The sequence below is a fragment of the Sulfitobacter sp. EhC04 genome, assembly GCF_001650875.1.
Classification (GTDB): Bacteria; Pseudomonadota; Alphaproteobacteria; order Rhodobacterales; family Rhodobacteraceae; genus Sulfitobacter.
In genome coordinates, this window is the sequence record NZ_LXYI01000089.1 from 227,143 (window position 1) to 246,338 (window position 19,196).

Consider the following 19,196-nt stretch of genomic DNA (forward strand, 5'->3'; position numbering starts at 1 on the left):
ATGAAGGACACAGTTGAACCCATGACAAGCACGCCGCTGGATGAACTGATTGTTTGTCCGCAATGCGACGCTGTTTATCATCTGAAACGGCCCCGCGTGGGGGAGCGTGCGCAATGCCAGCGATGCCATAAGGTGCTGATCGCGCCACGGCAGAACGCCGGGCTGCGCATCATTGCCGTCGCGCTCGCGGTGATGATCCTGGTCATCGGGGCCGCTGTCTTTCCCTTTTTGTCGATTGATGCGGCGGGCACGGAAAATGCCGTTTCGGTGCTGGATGCGGCGCTCGCCTTTTCAGGGGGGCCGATGATTTTCCTGTCGCTGGCCACGGCGGGGCTGATCATCATCATCCCGCTGGTTCGCGCATTCCTCACCCTTTATGTGCTTGTGCCCGTGGTGCTGGACCGTGACCCGGCCCCGCATGCCATGCAGGCTTTCCGCCTGTCAGAGGCGCTGCGGCCCTGGTCCATGGCAGAGATCTTCGCGATCGGCTGTGCAGTTGCGCTGGTCAAGGTGTCGGATCTTGCCCAGGTCGGATTTGGCCCCGCTTTCTGGATGTTCGGTATTCTCGTTGTCCTTGTCATCGCGCAAGACAGCTTTATGTGTAAATGGTCTGTATGGAACTCACTGGAAAACCCCAGAACACCGTCAGCGCCAAGGACCTGAACCTTGTTGCCTGCACGCGTTGCGCAAAGGTCTGGCCGGTTTCGGCCAGCATATGCGGGCGTTGTGGTCACAAACTGGTGTCACGTGATACCCACAGCCTGAGCCGTGTCTGGGCGCTTTGGGTGATCGGGTTCATGTGCTATATCCCCGCGAACATCTTTCCGATGCTGAAGACCCGCACCCTGTTTCAGGAGGATGACAGCACCATCATCGGCGGTGCGGTCGAACTGGCGCATTACGGCAACTTTGGAATCGCGGCGATCATCATCTTTGCTTCCGTCTTTATCCCGTTGGGAAAATTCTGGGCTGTGGCCTATCTTGCGATTAGCATCAACGCCGGTTCCCGGATCAGCATGCGCCGTCGACAGATGATGTATGAGGTGGTCGAATACATCGGCCGCTGGTCGATGATCGACATATTTGTCGTTGCGATTATGTCCGCATTGGTGCAACTCAAGGCACTGGCGTCCATAAATCCCGGCCCGGCGAGCATATTTTTTGCGTTGTCGGTGATTTTCACGATGCTGTCGGCGCAAGCTTTTGATTCCCGTTTGATCTGGGATGCGCAAGTCAAGGATGGGGGTCCAGGACGCGATGAATGATGAGTTGCCGGATGTATCGGTATCACCTGTGCGCAAGGTCTTTTTCAGTGGCGCATCCTTTATCTGGATCCTGCCGATCCTGGCATTGGTGGTTGCGCTGGGTGTTGCCTGGCAGTCCTACAATGCCCGTGGTCCGCTGGTCATCGTCGAGTTCGAGAACGGCGCGGGTATCAAGGCCGGCGAAACCGAGCTGAGGTATCGCGACATCACGGTGGGTAAAGTCGAAAGCGTCGGTTTTACCGAAGGCTTGGGCAAAGTGGTTGCTTCCATCCGGGTGGACAAGGACGTGGCACCCTATATCGACAGTTCCTCGGTGTTCTGGATCGTGCAGCCGGAGGTAACGGCCCAGGGCATCACCGGGCTGTCCACGGTGCTGAGCGGCGTGCATATCGAAGGATCATGGGACGACCAGATTGGCACGCCGACGGAACGGTTTGTCGGCGCGGCAGAGCCGCCGCTGATCCGGTCGGGCCAGGCAGGGCTGGAAATTGCGTTTCGTACCGTGGCAAATGGCCAGCTGACCGATAACGCGCCGATCCTGTTCAAGGGCATCGAAGTTGGTCGCGTTGGACGTGCCAAGATCGCGCCGCGCGGCAATTACGCCATCGTGGAGGCGTTGATATTCGAAGAACACCGGTCACTGGTGAATGAAAATACGCGGTTCTGGGATGCCTCGGGGTTCAGTGTGAACATCGGACCGTCCGGCGCCGAGATCGACTTTTCCTCCCTGGCTACCCTGGTTGGTGGCGGGGTCACTTTCGACACTTTCGTCTCTGGCGGAGGCCGGGTGCAGGATGGGTCCGTGTTCGAGATCTACCCAGACAAGGAATCCGCGCGCAATTCGCTTTTCAATGCCTCCGAAGTTGATCCGCTGAAACTGAGCGTGGTGTTCGAGGACAATATATCCGGTCTTGCCGTTGGGGCGCCCGTCGAAATGGCGGGCCTGAAAATCGGCGAGGTGGAGGCCCTGTCAGGTGTCGTCGATTATGATGTCTATGGCGACAGCCGGGTTCGCTTGCACGTGAATATCTCGGTGCAGCCCGCGCGGCTGGGCCTGCCCGGTGAGGTGACTGCGCAAAGCGCGCTGGCTTTCCTCAAGGAACGTGTGGCCACCGGCCTGCGCGCACGGCTTGCATCGGCAAGCCTGCTGACCGGCGGCCTCAAGATCGAATTCGTAGATGTGGCAGACGCAATGGAGGCGCAGCTTGTCAGCAAAGACGGGCTATCGCCGCAGATGCCGACCACGGAAAGTGAAGTGTCGGACGCTGCAGCGACGGTCGAAGGGGTGTTCAACCGCATCAACAGCCTGCCAATTGAAGAGTTGCTGAATTCCGCCATTACCTTCCTCGACTCCGCCGAGGCGTTGGTTTCCGATCAGGCGCTGCGTGAAACACCGCAGGATCTGCGCAACCTGCTGGCCGAAATACAGGGGCTGGTCGCCTCGGAAGACGTGCGCAATATCCCGGTTGCCTTGAATGCGACTCTCAAGCGGGTCGAAGGGCTGGTTGCCGATCTGGAGGAGCAGCAGCTTTCGGCCAAGCTGGTCGCTGCCATCGACACGGTTGCCGATACGGCGGATTCGGTCTCCACGTCGATTGAAGGGGTTCCCGATCTGATCGAGGACATTCGTGCCGTGGCTCAGAAAGCCGAAGCGCTGAAAGTCGAGGAACTGGTGGCCGAGGTGACCGCCCTGGTCGATACTGCAGAGGCCGTTATCGGGTCGGAAGAGGCCGCAGCACTGCCTGCCGCCCTGAAGGACGCGGTCGATCAGGTAAACGCGACGCTGAAAGAACTGCGTGACGGCGGTGCGGTTCGTGATCTGAACCAGACGCTTGCCTCTGCCCGCCAGGCAGCCGCCAATGTCGCGACGGCAACGGACAACTTGCCGGAGCTTTCTGCCAAGATCAGCCAGGTTCTGGATGACGCGGCCAAGGCAACTGACGCGGTCAATTCTTCCGTCGCCGGGGTGCCGCAGTTGATTGCCCGGTTCGAAGCCGTTGCGAACAAGGCCGAGTCGCTGGAAGTCGAAGAACTTCTGTCCGAACTCACGGCCCTGACACAGACGGCGGATGATCTGATCGGCACCGAAGACGCCAAGGCGCTGCCGGGATCGTTGAAACGGGCGCTGGACGAAGTGAACTATACCTTGCAGGAATTGCGCGAGGGCGGGGCGATCAACAATGTGAACCAGACCTTGGCCTCTGCACGGGCTGCCGCGGACAATATCGCAGTAACTGCACAGGACTTGCCGCAGATCCTGGAACGGCTGACAGGATTGTTTGCCCAGGCCAGCCGGACGATCCAGGGGTATGACAAGGGCGATCAGCTGAGCCGTACCGCACAGGACACGCTGCGCGATATTCAAAAGGCCGCCGACGCGCTGACTTCGCTCGCGCGGACGATTGAACGTAACCCCAATTCTCTTTTGCTGGGAAGATAACAGATGGTTTTTGTAAAACGCGCACTGGGCTTCGGCCTGATCCTGATGCTGGCAGCCTGTGGTGGCAATGCGACCCGCTTCGCAGTCAACACCCCGGCCGTGACCCAGAGCGAGCGCATCGCCTTTGCCGCTGTCGAAGTGCGGGATGTTTCATTGCCCAGCTACGCCGCATCTGATGAAATCGCTGTTCAGGCCGAAGACGGGACGCTCACCAGCTCATCCGATGTGCTTTGGGCCGATGCGCCGGAACGCGCCATCGCGCTGGAGCTGAGCCAGAACCTTGCCCGGATGACGGGGCGCCGCGTCGCGTCGGAACCCTGGCCCTTCCAGGCCTTTCCCGATGCACGGCTTGAGGTGCGTTTTGCCGATCTGGTTGCGATGTCGACCGGGTCATTTCGTGCGTCCGGGCAGTATTTCGTTGCTGTGACGGATGGCCGACGGGAACGGTCGGGCCTGTTTGACCTGAGCGTGGCTTTTGATCCAGCGGGCGGGCCGGGGGCCATCGCTGCCGCGCGGGGGCAGTTGATCCTGGATCTTGCCCGTTTCATCGCGCGAGACGGGATGAAATAGGGTTCTGGCCCAAAGGCGACGCGGCCATCGCAGGTCTTTGCTGAGCGATCAGTAAATTGCCATGTAGCGGATGATGATCGGCGTCAGGGTGATCAGGAACAGCGCTGGCAGCATCAGCACCGACATCACGCCGGACATCTGGACAGGGAGTTTGTTGGCCTTCTCCTGTGCCGCCAGTTCGCGCATCTGGCGCATCTCAAGGGCATAAGTCTTGAGTGCGACAGTCAGGCTGGTGCCGAATTGCAGGGATTGCGCAATTACCAGGGCAAAGGAGCGCGCCTCGTCTATGCCCATCCGCTCGGCCATGTCGAACAGGGCACTTTCCCGGTCTCGACCGGCCTGAATCTCAAGTTGCAGCAGCAGGAATTCATAGGCGATTTCCGGGGCTACGCCGCCCAGTTCGTTGCCCACACGGTTGATCGCAGCGTCAAAGCCCAGCCCCGCCTCGACCGAGATCTGGACCAGGTCCAGAGCGTTTGGGAAAGCCTTGGAAATCTTGTCCTTGCGGGCCTTGATCCGGGAATAGAGCCACATGCCCGGCCCGTAAAATCCGACACCCGCCCCGATGGCCGCAATCTGCAAAAGGCGAAGCTTCGAGGTCGCTTCGATCTTGTCGGCGATGAACGGGGGCAACAGGCCGGCCTGCGCCAGAAAAATCGCGGTAAAGACGGCAATTGGCGCGGCCAGCGCAAGGCACAATCGGACCAGGAAGAAGACCTCGACTGAATCCGCGCGCTCGAACCCGACCTTGGCAAGCTGAAACCGGATCTGCGCCCGCTCGGATGGATCTTCGGGGATCAACGCTTTTTTCAGGCCACGCGGAGCAGATTCCTTGCCTTTGCTCAGAGTTGATTTCCCATCGTTCATTGCTGCCGACATAGACCGCATGCGAGCTGCGGAGTGATCGCGGGTCTGGAAGAAGCCATAAGCTGCAAACAACAGCATCGCAAACGCCCCAAGAGCGGCGAACAGGATCAACGTCTGCGGTGACGCAAATTGCGTGGCGTCGGTGAGGGTGGATGCGGCCAGCATGGAATGCCTTAAATCTTGAAGGTTACGAGTTTGCGCAGCGCCAGGAAGTTGGCCACCACAAGGGCGACGATGGTTATCGCGATGGGTTGGTACATCGGGTCGTCACTGATTGCGCCGTAGTAATCCGGTGCCGTGTAGGAGGTGATGCAATAGATCAGCACTGGCAGCGCCGAGAGCACATAGGCTGACATGCGCCCCTCGGAGGAAATCGCCTTGACCCGCCGTCGCATCACGATGCGGTCGCGGACAACCTTGGCGAGCGTGCCCAGCATATCAGCCAGATTGCCACCCGTGCCGTGCTGGATACGGATCGAAACGGCCAGATATTCGACATCCTCCTGGCCCACGCGATCTGCGAGATCGGTGAAAGCATCGGTCAGGTAGTCGCCGTGGCTGACCTGCTCGGCCAACTGGCGGAACTCGGCACCGATCGGGTCGGGCATGGTCCGACCGACGTTTGCGATGGTGGCACTGACCGGATGGCCAATCCGCAACCCACGCATCATCAGGTCAAGCGCATCGGGCAATTGGTGGGTCAGGGCGTCGACCCGTTTCGCATGGCGCTTTTGCAGAAAGGACCGCACCATGAATACGGATGCGATGACCCCTGCGGGGTATGCCACAACTGCGCTCAACCGTAATGACAGCGCAATGCCAAAGCCCAGGGCCAGCACCGCGATTGCGACCAGGATAAGGGGTTCCTTGCCTTCGAGCCCCGCGCGGCGCACCAGAAGGGCCGGATCACCGATCAGCGGAATGGACCGGCCGGTGGGCCGCTGGTTCTGTTTGCGAACCATCGCTTCGGCGATGCCATGGCCCGTTTTGGGGCGCATTTTCTTCAGCCGCTTTGCCGCTGTCCGCTCCTGTGCGTTTTCCGGGGCAAAGATCATCCGGAACGCAAGGATCGCGAGCAGCAGAATGCCTGCAGCCGCCAGATACCAGATCAGCGTCAGTGAGCTTTCAATTGGCATCACGCCACCTCGTCCATCATCGAAAAGGCATCTGTCGCCAGTTTGACACCGGAAGACATCAACGCCTCAAAGCAACGGGGCCGCACACCGGTCGCCATCATCCGTCCTTTCACGTTGCCGTCGTCACCGACACCCATCTTCTTGAAAACGAAGATGTCCTGCATCATCACGGTGTCCCCTTCGAGGCCCACAATCTCGGAGATGCTGGTAACCTTGCGGCGCCCGTCCGACAGTCGATTGAGTTGCAGGACCAGTTGCAGGCCGGCTGCGACCTGCGAGCGGACCGCCTGCATCGGAAAGTCGCCGCCGACCATGGTGACCATCTGTTCCAACCGGCTGATCGCGTCGCGGGCCGTGTTGGCGTGGATCGTGGTCATCGACCCGTCGTGGCCGGTGTTCATCGCCTGCAACATGTCAAAGGCTTCGTTGCCGCGCACTTCGCCCACCATGATCCGGTCCGGGCGCATCCGCAGCGCGTTGATCAGCAGATCGCGCTGGGTGATGCGGCCCGTGCCTTCGGCGTTTGCGGGGCGGGTTTCAAGGCGGACGACATGTTCTTGTTGCAACTGCAGTTCGGCGGCGTCTTCGATGGTGACCATCCGGTGGCGCGGGTCGATGAACGCGGACAATGCGTTCAGCATTGTCGTCTTGCCCGATCCGGTGCCGCCCGAGATCAGGATGTTCATGCGGCCCTTCACGGCGGCCTCAAGAAAAAGGGCAGCGGGTTTGGACAGCGCGCCATGTTCCAGCAGCTTTTCCATGTGCAGCGGCGTGCGGGAGAACTTGCGGATCGACAGGCTCGGCCCGTCAATGGCGCAGGGTCGGATGATCGCGTTCACGCGGCTGCCGTCCTCAAGCCGGGCATCGACCCAGGGTTGGCTTTCGTCGATGCGGCGGCCCACGCTTGATACGATCTTGTCGATGATCCGCAGCAGATGGCGCTCGTCACGGAAATGCACATCCGTCCGTTCCAGCAGGCCGCGCCGTTCGACAAAAACCTTGTCGGTGCCGTTGACCAGAATATCGCTGATCGTGGGGTCCGCCAGCAGCGGCTCCAGGGGGCCAAGGCCCAGCACTTCGTCCAGCAGCTCATCCATCAGTGCCTGGAAGGCGGCGGATGGCATCTGATGGCCTCTGTCCTGCAGGTACTGCGCGGAAAGCCCGGCGATTTCGTGGCGCAGATCGGTCTTGCTGACCTTGTCCAGCACGGTCAGGTTCAATTGTTCGAGCAAAAGCGTGTGAAGCTCAGTTTTCAAACCATTGTTCGGACCTGCATTTGGTCTTGCGGTGGGTCGTTTCTCTGGCTCGGGACGCGGCTGGGCCGGTGCAGAGGCCGCTGGTGCGACGGAGGATGGTGTTGCCTTGGCGGGCCTGGATGTGGCGTTGAAAGATTTGAACATCTGCTTATCCTTTCCGTGTGGCCGCAAAGAGCGTTTTGTGCAGGCTTGCCATCGCTTTGGCCGGTGCGGAACGTTTGGCGCTGGTGATCAGGGGCGTGCCCAGATCAATGGCGCGCTTCGCCGCGCGGGCATCGGTGGGTATCCAATGAAGCAGGGGGCGACCGATCAACTGCGCCGCTTCCTTGTGAGCTTCGGAGGCGACCAGCGGTTTCTTTTCGAGGTTCATGATAACCTTGATTGGCAGGGTCATGTGTTCTTCCGCGATCAGGTTGATCAGCCGACGGGTCCGCTTGACCGAGGGCAGAGACATGTCCCCCACCACCAGGATGCGGGAGGCGTTGGCCAGAACCGGGTCCATCCAGTCGACAATGGTTTGCGGCATGTCGATGATAACGTGATCGTAACGGGTCTTGAGCGCGCTCATCAGGGTGATCATGTCTTCAGGCGAAATTGCCGAAAGCGGGGCAAAGACATCGGGCGCGGTCAGTACATCCATCCCGCTTGCGTGTCGCACCATCGCCTTGTCCAGAAACGCGGTGTCGGGCGCGGTATTGCCCCTGATAAATCGGGTCGCTTCTTCGGAATCGGGCAGGTCCAGCATCAGGGCAATGGCACCATTTTGAATGTCCAGATCAACCAGTGCGGTCTTGCCCGCTTCGCTGCCCCTGGCGAGGGCAGCGGCGAGGTTGACCGCGATGGTCGATGCACCCGCACCCCCGCGCGCCCGCAACATGACGGTCACGTCACCGTGACCCTTCGCGATCATCTGGGGGGCTGCTTCGGGTGCATCCGGGGCGGCAACATCCGGCGCGATCGCCGGCGTCTCGGGCGCGGGGGCCGCAACTTGTGGCTCTGGGTCGGCTGATTGTTCGGGCTGCTTCAGTTTCATGACCAGCAGATCCTGCACACCGCTGTTTTTCAGCGCCCGCCGGGTATCCTCAGCCAATGTGCGGGTGGACACGGCGATGAACTGCGGAACCGTCAGGATGTCCTCTATTTCTGTCAGCGCGGCAATATCGGCCTCTGGGTCGTCGCTGACCTCAAATGCGATGATGTCGATCTTGCCCAGATCCATTTCACCAGACGAAAGCACGGCAGCCAGCGCGCCATGCACAATTGTTCCGTCCACGCTTGGGTCCTGTCCCATTTCATCGCTCAGGTTCTGGCCCAGCTCAGGTGTCTGAACCGCGATGATGACCTTCGTACGATGCGCACGTCCCAGTTCGTTCTGGTCCGCGACGGCGGCAGCAACCTGTCGTTCGATGTCATGATGGGCGATTGTCATGGGTGACTTCCTAGTTGATGGATTCTGCGGGCAGCGATGCGCTCATAGCGGGAAAGGTGAACCCTTCGCCCAGCGTGCTGCCGCTTGAATTGCTGGCGAAATCCGCCAGCGCACCGAGGGGTGAAATGAAATCGAACCGAAGCGAGGCGAGTTCGACGGTGACGACCGGCATATAGGCGGCTGCGACGCGGTTCAGGCTGCGATCAAAGGTATAGCTGAAGCGCAGGTTCTCGGGCCTGGCGGTATTGGGCAGCAGCGGTCTGACCCGGTTCCAGATCAGCGAGGCGGTCGGATTGTCCAGCGAGCCATTGCAGGAAATGGTGCTGACGTTCCGGCACAGTCCGGCGCGGGCGTTGCAGGACGTCCCGTTGGGCAGGTCCAGCGATACGACGCCGATCAGCCCGCGCTGATTGACCCGTGGCACATTCGGGCAGGCTGGCGCGTGCACAACGGCCATTCGCACCGCTTTCTCTGTCGCCTTTTCCGCCATCACATTGGAAAACCCCAGACGGGCAAAGTCGATCAATGCAAAAATCATGAAGAGGAAGATGCTCAGCACCACGGCGAATTCGACCAGTGTCGCGCCGTCCTCTTCGCGGGCGAACCGGGGCAGGCATATCTGGGGGAATAGTCTCACAGGCCCAGAATCCTTGTGCTGTCGGTGACCTGTGCATCGACGGATTTCGCGGTGATACCTGCCAGTTTGAACAGCGACGCGAAGGGCACGCCGATCTGCAGGCTGGCGCTGACTGTGGCCACGCCGGTGACCCCGCCGCGAAAGCCGGAATCCTGACAGTCCAGCGTGGCGGTGACGCCGCTGATCGAAACAGCGCGTGGAAACATGCCTTCGCCCGATTGGCTGGTGCGCACGATTTCTGTCAGCTTGTCGTCCCAGACGCTGATCGAGCCGCCATTCAGGCACACGTCATGGTCCACAACCCTGCTGAGGTAGCGGGTTGCGTCGCGCACGCCGGTGATCGTGGTCTGATAGGACCAGTAAGTGCGCGTGCCCTCGACACAGAGGCCGACGAACAGGAACAAAGTGGGCAGGAGCATTGCAAATTCGACCAGCGCGGCCCCGTTTTCATCACGCAAGAAGTTGAGGGGCATGCGGATCATTCCACCAACCTCACCACGTCAACCACTTCGGTATCCAGGTTTCCGCCGCCGCAATTCCCGCCAAGGCAGGCGGTAATCTCGACGTTGAGCAATCCGTTCTCGGCAGGACCGAGGGTGAAGACCTCAAAGAATTGCTGCACCGGCGGCACGGTGACGGCGGCGTCCAGTTCCGCCGACAGGCAGTCAATGCCTGCCACAACCATCAAGCGGCGCTTTACGTCTTTGTTTGCCTGCGGGGCGCACATGCCGGGTTCGGACACCACGCCGCCCAACAGGCCACCAACGGCACCAAGCAGGGGCGTGCCTTCCAGTTCGATGGCGGCTTCGATTTCGGCCTGATAGAATTCAAAGCGCGTTTGCGCCTCCGGATGGGGATCTTCGCCGTCGTAATGCGCTTCGATATAGGCGGAGCGCCCGGCATCCCACACGCCATTTCCCTGGATTGAACACCCGCCTGTGGCAAGGCAATCGTCGGTTGGCAGGCCAATGTCCGCATTGCCAAGACCAAGCAGGTTGCCCACCGGCAGGCAGAGCCCGGTTGCGTTCAGCAGGCCGGTCAGCACATTGGGCGCGGCGCTGAAGTCGGGGTTGTTCTGGAAACCCGAAGCGATCCCGCTGAACTTGTCGAACCTTGTGTTGATTGCGTTGGCCAGGTCGTTGGCAGACACATCTGCGGTGATATGCAGCCCGCCGCCACCGGCACAGGCGGTTTCAGGCTGGCGTGAAGCCAGTAGGCAAGCGGCAAGGGACCTACCCAGCAGACCGGCGCAGATCTCCAACCCGTCGAGGGAGTCGGTCAATGTATGCACCGCTCTGAGTTGGCCAGGGATCAGTCGACTGACGTTTACGTCCAGTTTGACCTCCAGTGTCTTGCCAATGTTGGAGGCTGCGTCGAAGTCGACGGCGGGCAGGCACATGGCGACAGGGGCCACGTTGCAGGCCTCAAGCGAAAATCCCGCGACGCTGCTGGCGTTCACGTTGCTGTCGGGCGTGGTCTCTCCGGTGAGGGAACTGAAGGCGGCTGCGACAGCGGCCCTGACATCTCGGTCGCGGATGCGGGCCTCGACAAAGCGGGCGGCATAGCTGTTGGTTGTTTCAAGCGCGGCAGAGCGCTGGAATTTGCCGTCTGTGCCGGGCTTGTAGAACACAAGTGTCACATCATTTGCGAAATCCAGTGTGCGCGCGCCGTCGCCAAAGGTCTGCGAATCCGTGATCAGGCCGGAAGCGGCTGAAGTGGCGCGGGCTATCGAATCCGATTTTCCATCAAGTTCGGCGGCCGCGGCAAGGCTAACGCTGTCTGCATAAGACTGCAGTTCAGACTGGGTGGCCGCCATGCGGCCCGTGTCAAAGATCAGGCCAAAGAAGCCGAGAATCATGACGACGCAAACGGCCCAAAGCAAAAGGACGCCCCCGTGCTCGTTCTTGCGAAAGCGTTCGAGTGTCGCAGCCAGAGTCATTGGGAGGCACCTTCGTTAAATCGTTAAACATTCCTTGCGGAAGGGGGAGTCGCGCCAATCCTGGGCCGAAACCGGCAGTGATTGGCGCGCCTCAACAGTGAGGTCAGATGGGAAACGTATTATGGGGATTCAGGCGCCGTCTGGTTCACGGCATCCTTGGCGTCGCTGAACTTGGTGTTCACGTCGCCACCCAGGGTCAGCAGGGCACCAGCACCGACGCTGACGGCAATGCCCAGTGCGATACCGTACTCAACAAGGGTCGCACCCTCGTCACAGCTTTGTAGCCGGGCGATCAGTTTCTTCAGGGTATTCGTCATCTACTTGGTTCCTTTAAAAGTGGCCGAAAGTGGCCGAAATCATTATGGCCCGCGGTCCGGTTGGGCCGTCGATGAAAGGAAATTTACCCAAGCTTATTGGTTAACACATCGTTCAGGGCGATGAGTGTTCAAGGCCATTTCGGGGCTGTTCGGCCCAGAATGCGGTGATTTCGCGTTCCAATAGGGGCCTGCGATGCAAGGAAGTCACGATACTATATAGGCAGCAGAATTGTCGGCTTTTACGGGGTTGTGTTCCCAATTTTCGCCACATTTGGATGGTCGGTGGGGCCAACACCCCGACAACCGTCAGGACGGGGGTACACATGCCGGAGACCGCAATGCACAGGTACAACGTCAAAGACCGAACCGATCTCGTTCCCTTTCACGGTGCGACGGATACGCAAATTCGGATTGCCTGCAGTTTCGGACTGCTCAACGATTGGCACGCAGCGATTTCAGGGAACGCGCCACTTGGGGATGTGATCGACGTTCTCACGCGCCTGCTTTCGGCCCGCAACATTTCTTTTTATCGTTTCAAGGACGACCGCGCCGTGCACATCGCGGCATCCGCGCGGCAGGGCGAGAGCTTTGGCCCGGAAAAGAGCGTGGGGACCCTGGCAAAATACCTGCGCGCCACCCGGAACGAAGCAATCGTGCCAGGTACGATCATGAAACTGAGCGAGCTCAGACAGGAGGCAAGCTTTGCCCAAAGCGATGCCGCCGACGAGTGGGATGCGTGCACGAAAATCATTGATGTTGCTCTTGTGGTTCTCGCAGACCGACCCGATCAACTCGACGTTTTCGAAATCATGTACGACAGGGCACCTGTCACCAGCCCCGAAGTACCGTCAACGCTTGTTATGATGGCACTGGCCGAAGCATGGTCCCTGCGGGCCCCTGGGCTGATTACCAGAATTATTCTGTCAAACCTCAGGAGCCGCGCACCGGCGGTACAGGCCGCGGCATCCAGTATCTTGAGCAGCAACAACCCTTGTGGTTTGAGCCGGGCGGAGCAGCGGGTCTGCCAGTTGCTGGTGACCGGACAAAAGGCAAAGGACATTGGTGAAACACTGCGCCTGTCGGTGCCCACGGTGCGGACACATCTGCGCAACATATACTCCAAAACCCAGACCGGCGGTCAGGTGGAACTGATCGCGCTGGTGAACGATCCGCAGGGTCTGCTTGAATGACGGCGCTGGGGAATATGGACGTGCCCGTTGCCTGGCTGGTGGCCCCGTTGCTGATTGCGGTGATCCTCTATGATCTGCGACTGATGCGGATTCCCAACGTTCTGGTAGGATTGTTCCTGATTGTTGCGGTCGTCAGCCTGCCGTTGACTGAACCCCTGTCTGAAATCCTGTGGCGCTTGCTGGCGGCGCTGGCTGTCTTCGGGGCGGGGTTGGCGCTGTTTGCCGCGCGGCTGATGGGCGGCGGCGACGTGAAACTGATGGCAGCTCTGACACTGCTGATCCCGACCGCGGCGCTGCCGGTCTTTGGACTGCTGTTTTCGGTTGGGATTGTACTGGGCGTGCTGGGGCTGATGGTCATGCGGCGGTTGGCGGACCCGAAGCGAACCCGCTGGCACAGCCTGCGTGACCACGGACGGTTCCCCCTGGGGCTGAGCATCGGCATGGCCGGTCTGGCTTTTGCAACCTTCGGGGAAAAACTGACGCTGGCCTTCGGCGCCTGAACGCCCCCAGAACCCCGGACGCTGATGTAAGCTGCGATCGCTGATCTCCATCGCGAGGAGAATCAAAGAGAATGAAAGCGGCATCACGCGGAATTTTCGGCAAGTGTCGCCCTGGAAACGGGAATCATTGAGGTGTCCGTCGTCGCCTCAGTTTCCCTCAAAGTGCTTGATATCGCCCCCATCAAGGACCGGAGAGGCATCAAGGTCTTTGGCGTCCAGCATGGTCGCAACCCTCTCGAGGCTTGCCACAATCATGGCTTGCTCCCAATCTTCGAGTGCGGAAAACTTGCGCACGAAACGTTGTTGCAGGGGGTCGGGAGCGTCAATCAAGGTCTGCTTCCCCTTTGGTGTTAGGTGGATATTGGTCTGTCGACGGTCGTAGGTCGATTTCTCACGAAGCACCATGCCATCGCGCACCAACTTGTCCACGAGAGAAGTCACCGTTGCCTGACTAACCCGCGTGCGCTCCGAGATCGCCTTGGCGGTCGCCTGTCCTGTTTCTCCAATGATCTGCAGTACACGAAATTGGACGGGTGTGACCCCAGCGGATTGTTTGATTTCGCGACCGAAGATCTCTGTTGCGCGCAGAATGCGGCGCAGCGCAATAAGGCTCGTGTCGATACGGTCCATCAAACCTCCAATACTTCAGTCAGCTAAGAATAGATGAAATTGCGCTTTTTGTGAAGCGCCACATGATGAGGTTATCAAAGAATATCTGATAAGAAATAGTTAGTTATACAAATGGTTAGGTCGTGCCATGTCCCTTTAAAAGTAGCCATTATAGCCTTATATTTGAGGTTATATTTAGCTTGTTGAACTATTTTCTGCAGGGTGTTATTTAGCTTAGCTAAGCATCATAGGAGCAGAAAAAATGCAGCATCCCCGAGACCTTGCCAGAGCCAGTATTCCCAACCTGCGGATGCCGCAGGCCAAAGACGGCGCTGCGATCTGGGAATTGGTGCAGAGCTGCCAGCCGCTGGACGAAAACTCGATGTATTGCAACATGATACAATGTGATCATTTTGCAGAAACCTGTGTCCTGGCAGAGCTCAAGGGCGAAGTGGTTGGTTGGGTTTCGGCCTATGTGATGCCAAACGACCCAGAGACGCTTTTTGTCTGGCAGGTTGCTGTATCCGAAAAGGCGCGCGGTACCGGGCTTGGGACGCTAATGCTGCAAGCCATTGCGAACCGCGACGCCTGTGACGAGGTCACTCGGCTCCAAACCACCATTACAGCCGATAATGAGGCGTCGTGGGCGCTGTTCCGAAAGTTCGGCAAGATCCAAGGCAGCAAGCTGGACGCGCAGGCGTACTACACCCAAGCGCTGCATTTCCAGAACCAGCACAAGACAGAGCACCTTGTGACAATTCCTTTGACCAAAGCGATGGCCCAGGCGGCCTGACGCAAGCTCAACCCCTTTCCGCTAACAAACTGAAGGAGGTCGTATGTCTACGAAAACCTCAACAATGCCTATTTTCAAACGTCGCGAATCCGAAGCTCGAAGCTACTGCCGCAGCTTTGACACCGTCTTTTCCACCGCGCAGGGCGCAGAGATGACCGATACATCCGGTCGCACGTATATCGATTTTCTGGCGGGCTGTTCATCGCTCAACTACGGGCACAACGACCCGGACATGAAAGCCGCGCTGATTGAACATATCTCGTCCGATGGAATCGCCCACGGGCTCGATATGTACACCGACACCAAGCGTGCATTTATCGAAGCCTTCGAGACGCATATCCTCGCGCCGCGCCAGATGGACCATAAGCTGATGTTTGTCGGCCCGACTGGTGCTAATGCGGTCGAGGCGGCGATGAAGCTGGCACGCAAAGCGACAGGCCGCACTAATGTCATCGCCTTCACCAACGGCTTTCATGGCGTGACACAGGGCGCATTGGCCGCGACAGGAAACGGCTACCACAGAGGCGGTGCAGGCACCTCGCTGAACAATGTCACGCGCATGCCCTACGACGGTTATATTGGCAAAGGGTTTGACACGGCTGACTTGCTCGAAGCCATGCTGAACGATGCGTCTTCTGGTATGGATGCACCCGCCGCAATCCTGCTGGAGACCGTGCAGGGCGAAGGCGGGCTGAATGCCGCCAGCCCCGAGTGGATTGCCCGCGTGGCATCGCTTGCAGCGGAGCACGGTGCACTCTTGATCGTCGATGATATTCAAGCGGGCTGTGGTCGGACAGGCACCTTCTTCTCCTTTGATGACATGGGCATCAGCCCGGACATTGTCACCCTGGCGAAATCCGTTTCCGGTTTCGGCCTGCCCATGGGGCTGGTGCTGGTCAAACCCGAACATGACGTGATGGGCCCCGCAGAGCACAACGGTACATTCCGTGGCAACACCCATGCTTTCGTCACAGCCCGCGTGGCGATTGAGAAGTTCTGGTCTGATGATGCGTTGCAAGGCGAGATCAAAAACCGGGCAGCTCTGATCGAAGAGGGGCTCGAAACCATCGCTGCTATGGTGCCCGGCGCTTACTTGAAGGGGCGCGGGATGATGCGCGGTGTCGATGTGGGCTCTGGTGAATTGGCCGGTGAGATATGCGCGCGCGCCTTTCAGAACGGCCTGATCGTTGAAACCTCTGGTCCGAACGACGAGGTGGTCAAGATCCTCGCCGCCCTGACCATCCCCGAGCAGACACTGAAAAAGGGTCTGAACATCCTCATCGATGCTGCGCAAAGCGTCGATGTCAACACAAAGATCGCCGCGGAGTAACATCATGATTGTCAGGGATTTCAACGAGATAATAAAATCCGAACGCGAGCGCGTGGTGTCCGATGCGCAGTGGTCGAGTGTCCGTATGCTGTTGGCCAGCGATGGGATGGGTTTCTCCTTTCACATCACTTTTCTGGAACCAGGGTCAGAGCACACTTTCGAATACAAGAACCACTTTGAAAGCGTCTACTGCATGCAGGGCACCGGCTCGATCACCGATCTAGCAACGGGCGAAACACATCACATCAAGCCGGGTGTGATGTATGCGCTCGACAAGCATGACCGCCACAGGCTGCGCGCCGATGAAGAGCTGGTCATGGCATGCTGTTTCAACCCGCCTGTGACGGGCACTGAAGTGCATCGCGAGGATGGATCTTATGCCGCACCAGAGACTGCTGAGGCCTGATATGACCCACACTGTGGAGAAGATCGGCGGGACTTCCATGTCCCGTCTCGATGAATTGTGTGATACACTTTTTCTAGAAGCGGGCAGTCCTCGTTATGGGCGCATGTTTGTGGTCTCTGCCTTTGGCGGCATCACCAACCTGCTTCTGGAACACAAGAAAACAGGTGACGCCGGCGTCTATTCAGCCTTTTCCAACGCAGATGATGGCCACGGTTGGCATGATGCACTGAGCCGTGCACTTGATGCGATGATCGCTGTTCATGAGAAGGTGCTGGATCATCCCGGTGATATCGCACAGGCCACAGCGTTTGTTCAGGACCGCATTGAGGGCGCGCGCAGCTGCTTGATCGACTTGCAGCGGCTGTGTTCCTACGGACATTTCCGCCTTGATACCCATCTGATGCAGATCCGTGAACTGTTGTCCGGCTTGGGTGAGGCGCATTCCGCCTTTGTCGCAACGCTGATACTACGCCGTATCGGAATCAATGCCCGGTTTGTCGATTTGTCCGGGTGGCGTGACGAAGGCGAGGTGAATTTGGACACCCGTATCCTGGGGGCCATGGCGAATGTTGATCCAAGCACCGAACTGCCGATCATTACGGGCTATGCGCAATGCGCCGAAGGCCTGATGCGCGAATTCGACCGAGGCTATTCCGAGGTTACCTTTTCGCGTCTGGCGGCTTTGACCGGCGCGCGAGAAGCCATCATCCACAAGGAATTTCATCTGTCCTCAGCAGACCCGCGGCTCGTCGGGGCGGACGAGGCGAAAAAGATCGGCCACACCAACTATGACGTGGCTGACCAGCTCTCGAATATGGGGATGGAGGCGATCCACCCCAAAGCCGCCAAGACGCTGCGACAAGCCGATGTGCCCCTGCGCGTCGTCAATGCCTTTGACCCCGGTGATCCGGGCACTTTGATTGACGACCAGCCGGCCAAAACGTCGGCGGCCGAAATCGTGACGGGGCTCGATGTCATTGCGCTGGAACTGTTCGAACAGGACATGGTCGGCGTGAAGGGATATGACGCCGCGATCCTCGAGTCATTGACACGCCACGACGTGCGGATCGTGTCGAAGACATCCAATGCCAACACGATCACACATTATGTCGATTCCTCACTCAAGGTCTTGCGCCGCGTGGAAAAGGAGCTTGAGCGGCTTTATCCGGCGGCGAGCATCACATCGCGAAAGTTGGCGATCGCATCGGTGATTGGCCGTGATTTGAGCGGGCTGTCGATCCTCAGCCGTGGACTGCTGGCCATCGCTGAAGCGGGATTCGAAGCAGTCGGCGCATCGCAGGGGCCAAGGAGTGTCGATGTGCAGTTTGTCGTGGAAAACGGCGCTTTGGATAAGACAATCGCCGTCCTGCACAACGCTCTGATCCCGCCTGCTCAGAACAGGACTTTATCAGCGGCCGCCTAGAGGGTGAACATCCTCGCGGGCCCGGATATCGACCCCAGCCATATAGAAAACAGGAGAATAAGATGCACACTTCGACACAGCCATCAAACAAGGTTGACCAGTCTGCCAAAACTGGCGCTTCATTCGCGCTAGGAAACATCGACAGCGCAGACTCGGGGTCCCTCCACACGCCGGATGGCGATCTCAAACTCCAAGACATAGATTTTGTCGAAAAAGTGGGCGAGCCGCGCACATTCGATCCTGAACATCGGCATCAAATGATTCAGGAAAAAATGGCGACCTGGCGTCAGATCTTTCTGGGCGGCCTGACACACCAAATCGCATTGGCGCACGACCCTGACTATCGCTATCCAAGCCAGAAATTCGTCAAATGCGATGACGTCATGGGACGAGAGCTTGACTACGTCGCCCCCGAAGCTTGGTGGTACGAACAGGATGGTGAGCTGCGCTTGAGGTTGAATTTCGGTGAGCGCACTTGGTGTGTGAAGGGCAAGAACCCTGTAATTCGTATCGGTGCCGAGGTAAACTTGCTGCCGACACTCGAAAAACTGTATCTCTTGACTGAGGCCGGGGAATTCGACGAGATCATCGAGAAAATGGTGATCGTTTCCCAAAGATGACGCTGTTTTCTTGGTCGCCTTGGCAGGAGAATCTCATTAAAGCGCTTCGCGTTTACCTTGAATCACCACCTGCCGCCTAACGCGTCTGACGAAATACATAAGACACCAAGTATCACGTAATGCGTTGGAATCTATGATTTCAGGCAGCGTTGGGTGATTCTGGTTCGACGCGAAGCGCTATGGGTCCGTTGGTGGCGTCGGGGGTATCAACCTCGCGCTTGGGGCGGAGCACACCCAACGATACCTCCATTCGATGGTTTTCTGGGGGTATCGGGTGATTCACGATGTTCAGATTGCTGCTGCAAAGAGCTGAAAATCATCAACGATTTTGAGCTCTTATGGTCATCTATGTTCCGGAAAAGTGGTGCCCAGGAGAGGCATCCAAACCCTATATCTTGGGGTGTCATGGCATACCGCAGTTTGGCATAAATCCATAATAATAAGGTTATTCCTGTCCCACCCTGTTCCA

Annotated in this window: 20 protein-coding genes; 11 read left to right on the forward strand and 9 right to left on the reverse strand. The window is 58.7% G+C overall.

Annotated elements, in window-relative coordinates:
* The 4 genes from A8B82_RS22690 to A8B82_RS22705 are packed head-to-tail and all read left to right on the forward strand — an operon-like array spanning position 1 to position 4,275.
* Positions 1-663, forward strand: a complete 663-nt coding sequence (locus A8B82_RS22690) for a paraquat-inducible protein A (RefSeq protein ID WP_067297813.1) — start codon at positions 1-3, stop codon at positions 661-663.
* A complete protein-coding gene (locus A8B82_RS22695) occupies positions 606-1,265 on the forward strand; it encodes a paraquat-inducible protein A (protein WP_201120891.1) in 660 nt (219 codons plus the stop codon). The genes A8B82_RS22690 and A8B82_RS22695 overlap by 58 nt, the downstream gene beginning before the upstream one ends.
* Positions 1,258-3,705 (forward strand): MlaD family protein, encoded by a 2,448-nt coding sequence (locus A8B82_RS22700; protein ID WP_067297816.1) that lies wholly within the window; start codon positions 1,258-1,260, stop codon positions 3,703-3,705. Before A8B82_RS22695 ends, A8B82_RS22700 begins: the two co-directional genes overlap by 8 nt.
* Positions 3,706-3,708: 3 nt before the next feature.
* Positions 3,709-4,275, forward strand: coding sequence for a PqiC family protein (locus A8B82_RS22705; protein WP_067297819.1), 567 nt, complete (start codon positions 3,709-3,711; stop codon positions 4,273-4,275).
* Positions 4,276-4,323: 48 nt separating this feature from the next.
* Here A8B82_RS22705 and A8B82_RS22710 read toward each other — a convergent pair whose 3' ends face one another.
* The 8 genes from A8B82_RS22710 to A8B82_RS22745 form a co-directional block, all read right to left on the reverse strand.
* The gene (locus A8B82_RS22710; protein ID WP_067297821.1) at positions 4,324-5,307 is read right to left on the reverse strand and encodes a type II secretion system F family protein; all 984 of its coding nucleotides are present in this window, start codon (positions 5,305-5,307) and stop codon (positions 4,324-4,326) included.
* A gap of 8 nt (positions 5,308-5,315) precedes the next feature.
* Entirely contained in the window at positions 5,316-6,278 is a 963-nt protein-coding gene (locus A8B82_RS22715; protein ID WP_067297823.1) for a type II secretion system F family protein, read from the reverse strand.
* Positions 6,278-7,678: a CpaF family protein gene (locus tag A8B82_RS22720; RefSeq protein WP_067297825.1), complete on the reverse strand. Its 1,401-nt coding sequence runs from the start codon at positions 7,676-7,678 to the stop codon at positions 6,278-6,280. Before A8B82_RS22720 ends, A8B82_RS22715 begins: the two co-directional genes overlap by 1 nt.
* Positions 7,679-7,682: 4 nt before the next feature.
* A complete protein-coding gene (locus A8B82_RS22725) occupies positions 7,683-8,963 on the reverse strand; it encodes an AAA family ATPase (protein ID WP_067297826.1) in 1,281 nt (426 codons plus the stop codon).
* A 10-nt stretch (positions 8,964-8,973) separates the two neighbouring features.
* A complete protein-coding gene (locus A8B82_RS22730) occupies positions 8,974-9,600 on the reverse strand; it encodes a TadE/TadG family type IV pilus assembly protein (RefSeq protein WP_067297828.1) in 627 nt (208 codons plus the stop codon).
* A complete protein-coding gene (locus tag A8B82_RS22735) occupies positions 9,597-10,082 on the reverse strand; it encodes a TadE/TadG family type IV pilus assembly protein (RefSeq protein ID WP_067297830.1) in 486 nt (161 codons plus the stop codon). The genes A8B82_RS22730 and A8B82_RS22735 overlap by 4 nt, the downstream gene beginning before the upstream one ends.
* Positions 10,079-11,539 carry a pilus assembly protein TadG-related protein gene (locus A8B82_RS22740; RefSeq protein WP_067297832.1) on the reverse strand — a complete coding sequence of 487 codons (1,461 nt, stop codon included), beginning with the start codon at positions 11,537-11,539 and terminating at the stop codon, positions 10,079-10,081. Before A8B82_RS22740 ends, A8B82_RS22735 begins: the two co-directional genes overlap by 4 nt.
* A gap of 119 nt (positions 11,540-11,658) precedes the next feature.
* Positions 11,659-11,856, reverse strand: a complete 198-nt coding sequence (locus A8B82_RS22745; RefSeq protein WP_067297834.1) for a Flp family type IVb pilin — start codon at positions 11,854-11,856, stop codon at positions 11,659-11,661.
* A 323-nt stretch (positions 11,857-12,179) separates the two neighbouring features.
* Between A8B82_RS22745 and A8B82_RS22750 the strand changes: the two genes are divergently transcribed.
* On the forward strand, positions 12,180-13,046 hold the full coding sequence (locus tag A8B82_RS22750; RefSeq protein ID WP_067297837.1) for a helix-turn-helix transcriptional regulator: 867 nt from the start codon (positions 12,180-12,182) through the stop codon (positions 13,044-13,046).
* Positions 13,043-13,546, forward strand: coding sequence for an A24 family peptidase (locus tag A8B82_RS22755; RefSeq protein ID WP_067297840.1), 504 nt, complete (start codon positions 13,043-13,045; stop codon positions 13,544-13,546). Before A8B82_RS22750 ends, A8B82_RS22755 begins: the two co-directional genes overlap by 4 nt.
* Before the next feature lie 147 nt (positions 13,547-13,693).
* Here the strand turns inward: A8B82_RS22755 and A8B82_RS22760 are convergent, their stop codons facing one another.
* Complete coding sequence (locus A8B82_RS22760; protein WP_067297842.1) at positions 13,694-14,176, reverse strand: MarR family winged helix-turn-helix transcriptional regulator; 483 nt, start codon at positions 14,174-14,176, stop codon at positions 13,694-13,696.
* Between the two features lie 241 nt (positions 14,177-14,417).
* Between A8B82_RS22760 and ectA the strand changes: the two genes are divergently transcribed.
* The 5 genes from ectA (at position 14,418) to A8B82_RS22785 (ending at position 18,727) form a co-directional block, all read left to right on the forward strand.
* Positions 14,418-14,948 (forward strand): diaminobutyrate acetyltransferase, encoded by a 531-nt coding sequence (gene ectA / locus A8B82_RS22765; protein WP_067297845.1) that lies wholly within the window; start codon positions 14,418-14,420, stop codon positions 14,946-14,948.
* Positions 14,949-14,991: 43 nt separating this feature from the next.
* Positions 14,992-16,278: a diaminobutyrate--2-oxoglutarate transaminase gene (gene ectB, locus A8B82_RS22770; protein ID WP_067297848.1), complete on the forward strand. Its 1,287-nt coding sequence runs from the start codon at positions 14,992-14,994 to the stop codon at positions 16,276-16,278.
* A gap of 4 nt (positions 16,279-16,282) precedes the next feature.
* The gene (locus tag A8B82_RS22775; RefSeq protein ID WP_067297851.1) at positions 16,283-16,684 is read left to right on the forward strand and encodes an ectoine synthase; all 402 of its coding nucleotides are present in this window, start codon (positions 16,283-16,285) and stop codon (positions 16,682-16,684) included.
* Between the two features lies 1 nt (position 16,685).
* Positions 16,686-18,107: an aspartate kinase gene (locus A8B82_RS22780; RefSeq protein ID WP_067297854.1), complete on the forward strand. Its 1,422-nt coding sequence runs from the start codon at positions 16,686-16,688 to the stop codon at positions 18,105-18,107.
* A 62-nt stretch (positions 18,108-18,169) separates the two neighbouring features.
* Entirely contained in the window at positions 18,170-18,727 is a 558-nt protein-coding gene (locus A8B82_RS22785) for a hypothetical protein (protein WP_067297856.1), read from the forward strand.
* The last annotated feature ends 469 nt before the right edge of the window (positions 18,728-19,196 follow it).

Bases quoted from the DNA above. Each gene is read 5' to 3' on its own strand.
- A8B82_RS22690 (WP_067297813.1), top strand. From the start codon at position 1: ATGAAGGACACAGTTGAACCCATGACAAGCACGCCGCTGGATGAACTG.
- A8B82_RS22695 (WP_201120891.1), top strand. From the start codon at position 606: ATGGTCTGTATGGAACTCACTGGAAAACCCCAGAACACCGTCAGCGCC.
- A8B82_RS22700 (WP_067297816.1), top strand. From the start codon at position 1,258: ATGAATGATGAGTTGCCGGATGTATCGGTATCACCTGTGCGCAAGGTC.
- A8B82_RS22705 (WP_067297819.1), top strand. From the start codon at position 3,709: ATGGTTTTTGTAAAACGCGCACTGGGCTTCGGCCTGATCCTGATGCTG.
- A8B82_RS22710 (WP_067297821.1), bottom strand. From the start codon at position 5,307: ATGCTGGCCGCATCCACCCTCACCGACGCCACGCAATTTGCGTCACCG.
- A8B82_RS22715 (WP_067297823.1), bottom strand. From the start codon at position 6,278: ATGCCAATTGAAAGCTCACTGACGCTGATCTGGTATCTGGCGGCTGCA.
- A8B82_RS22720 (WP_067297825.1), bottom strand. From the start codon at position 7,678: ATGTTCAAATCTTTCAACGCCACATCCAGGCCCGCCAAGGCAACACCA.
- A8B82_RS22725 (WP_067297826.1), bottom strand. From the start codon at position 8,963: ATGACAATCGCCCATCATGACATCGAACGACAGGTTGCTGCCGCCGTC.
- A8B82_RS22735 (WP_067297830.1), bottom strand. From the start codon at position 10,082: ATGATCCGCATGCCCCTCAACTTCTTGCGTGATGAAAACGGGGCCGCG.
- A8B82_RS22740 (WP_067297832.1), bottom strand. From the start codon at position 11,539: ATGACTCTGGCTGCGACACTCGAACGCTTTCGCAAGAACGAGCACGGG.
- A8B82_RS22745 (WP_067297834.1), bottom strand. From the start codon at position 11,856: ATGACGAATACCCTGAAGAAACTGATCGCCCGGCTACAAAGCTGTGAC.
- A8B82_RS22750 (WP_067297837.1), top strand. From the start codon at position 12,180: ATGCCGGAGACCGCAATGCACAGGTACAACGTCAAAGACCGAACCGAT.
- A8B82_RS22755 (WP_067297840.1), top strand. From the start codon at position 13,043: ATGACGGCGCTGGGGAATATGGACGTGCCCGTTGCCTGGCTGGTGGCC.
- A8B82_RS22760 (WP_067297842.1), bottom strand. From the start codon at position 14,176: ATGGACCGTATCGACACGAGCCTTATTGCGCTGCGCCGCATTCTGCGC.
- ectA (WP_067297845.1), top strand. From the start codon at position 14,418: ATGCAGCATCCCCGAGACCTTGCCAGAGCCAGTATTCCCAACCTGCGG.
- ectB (WP_067297848.1), top strand. From the start codon at position 14,992: ATGTCTACGAAAACCTCAACAATGCCTATTTTCAAACGTCGCGAATCC.
- A8B82_RS22775 (WP_067297851.1), top strand. From the start codon at position 16,283: ATGATTGTCAGGGATTTCAACGAGATAATAAAATCCGAACGCGAGCGC.
- A8B82_RS22780 (WP_067297854.1), top strand. From the start codon at position 16,686: ATGACCCACACTGTGGAGAAGATCGGCGGGACTTCCATGTCCCGTCTC.
- A8B82_RS22785 (WP_067297856.1), top strand. From the start codon at position 18,170: ATGCACACTTCGACACAGCCATCAAACAAGGTTGACCAGTCTGCCAAA.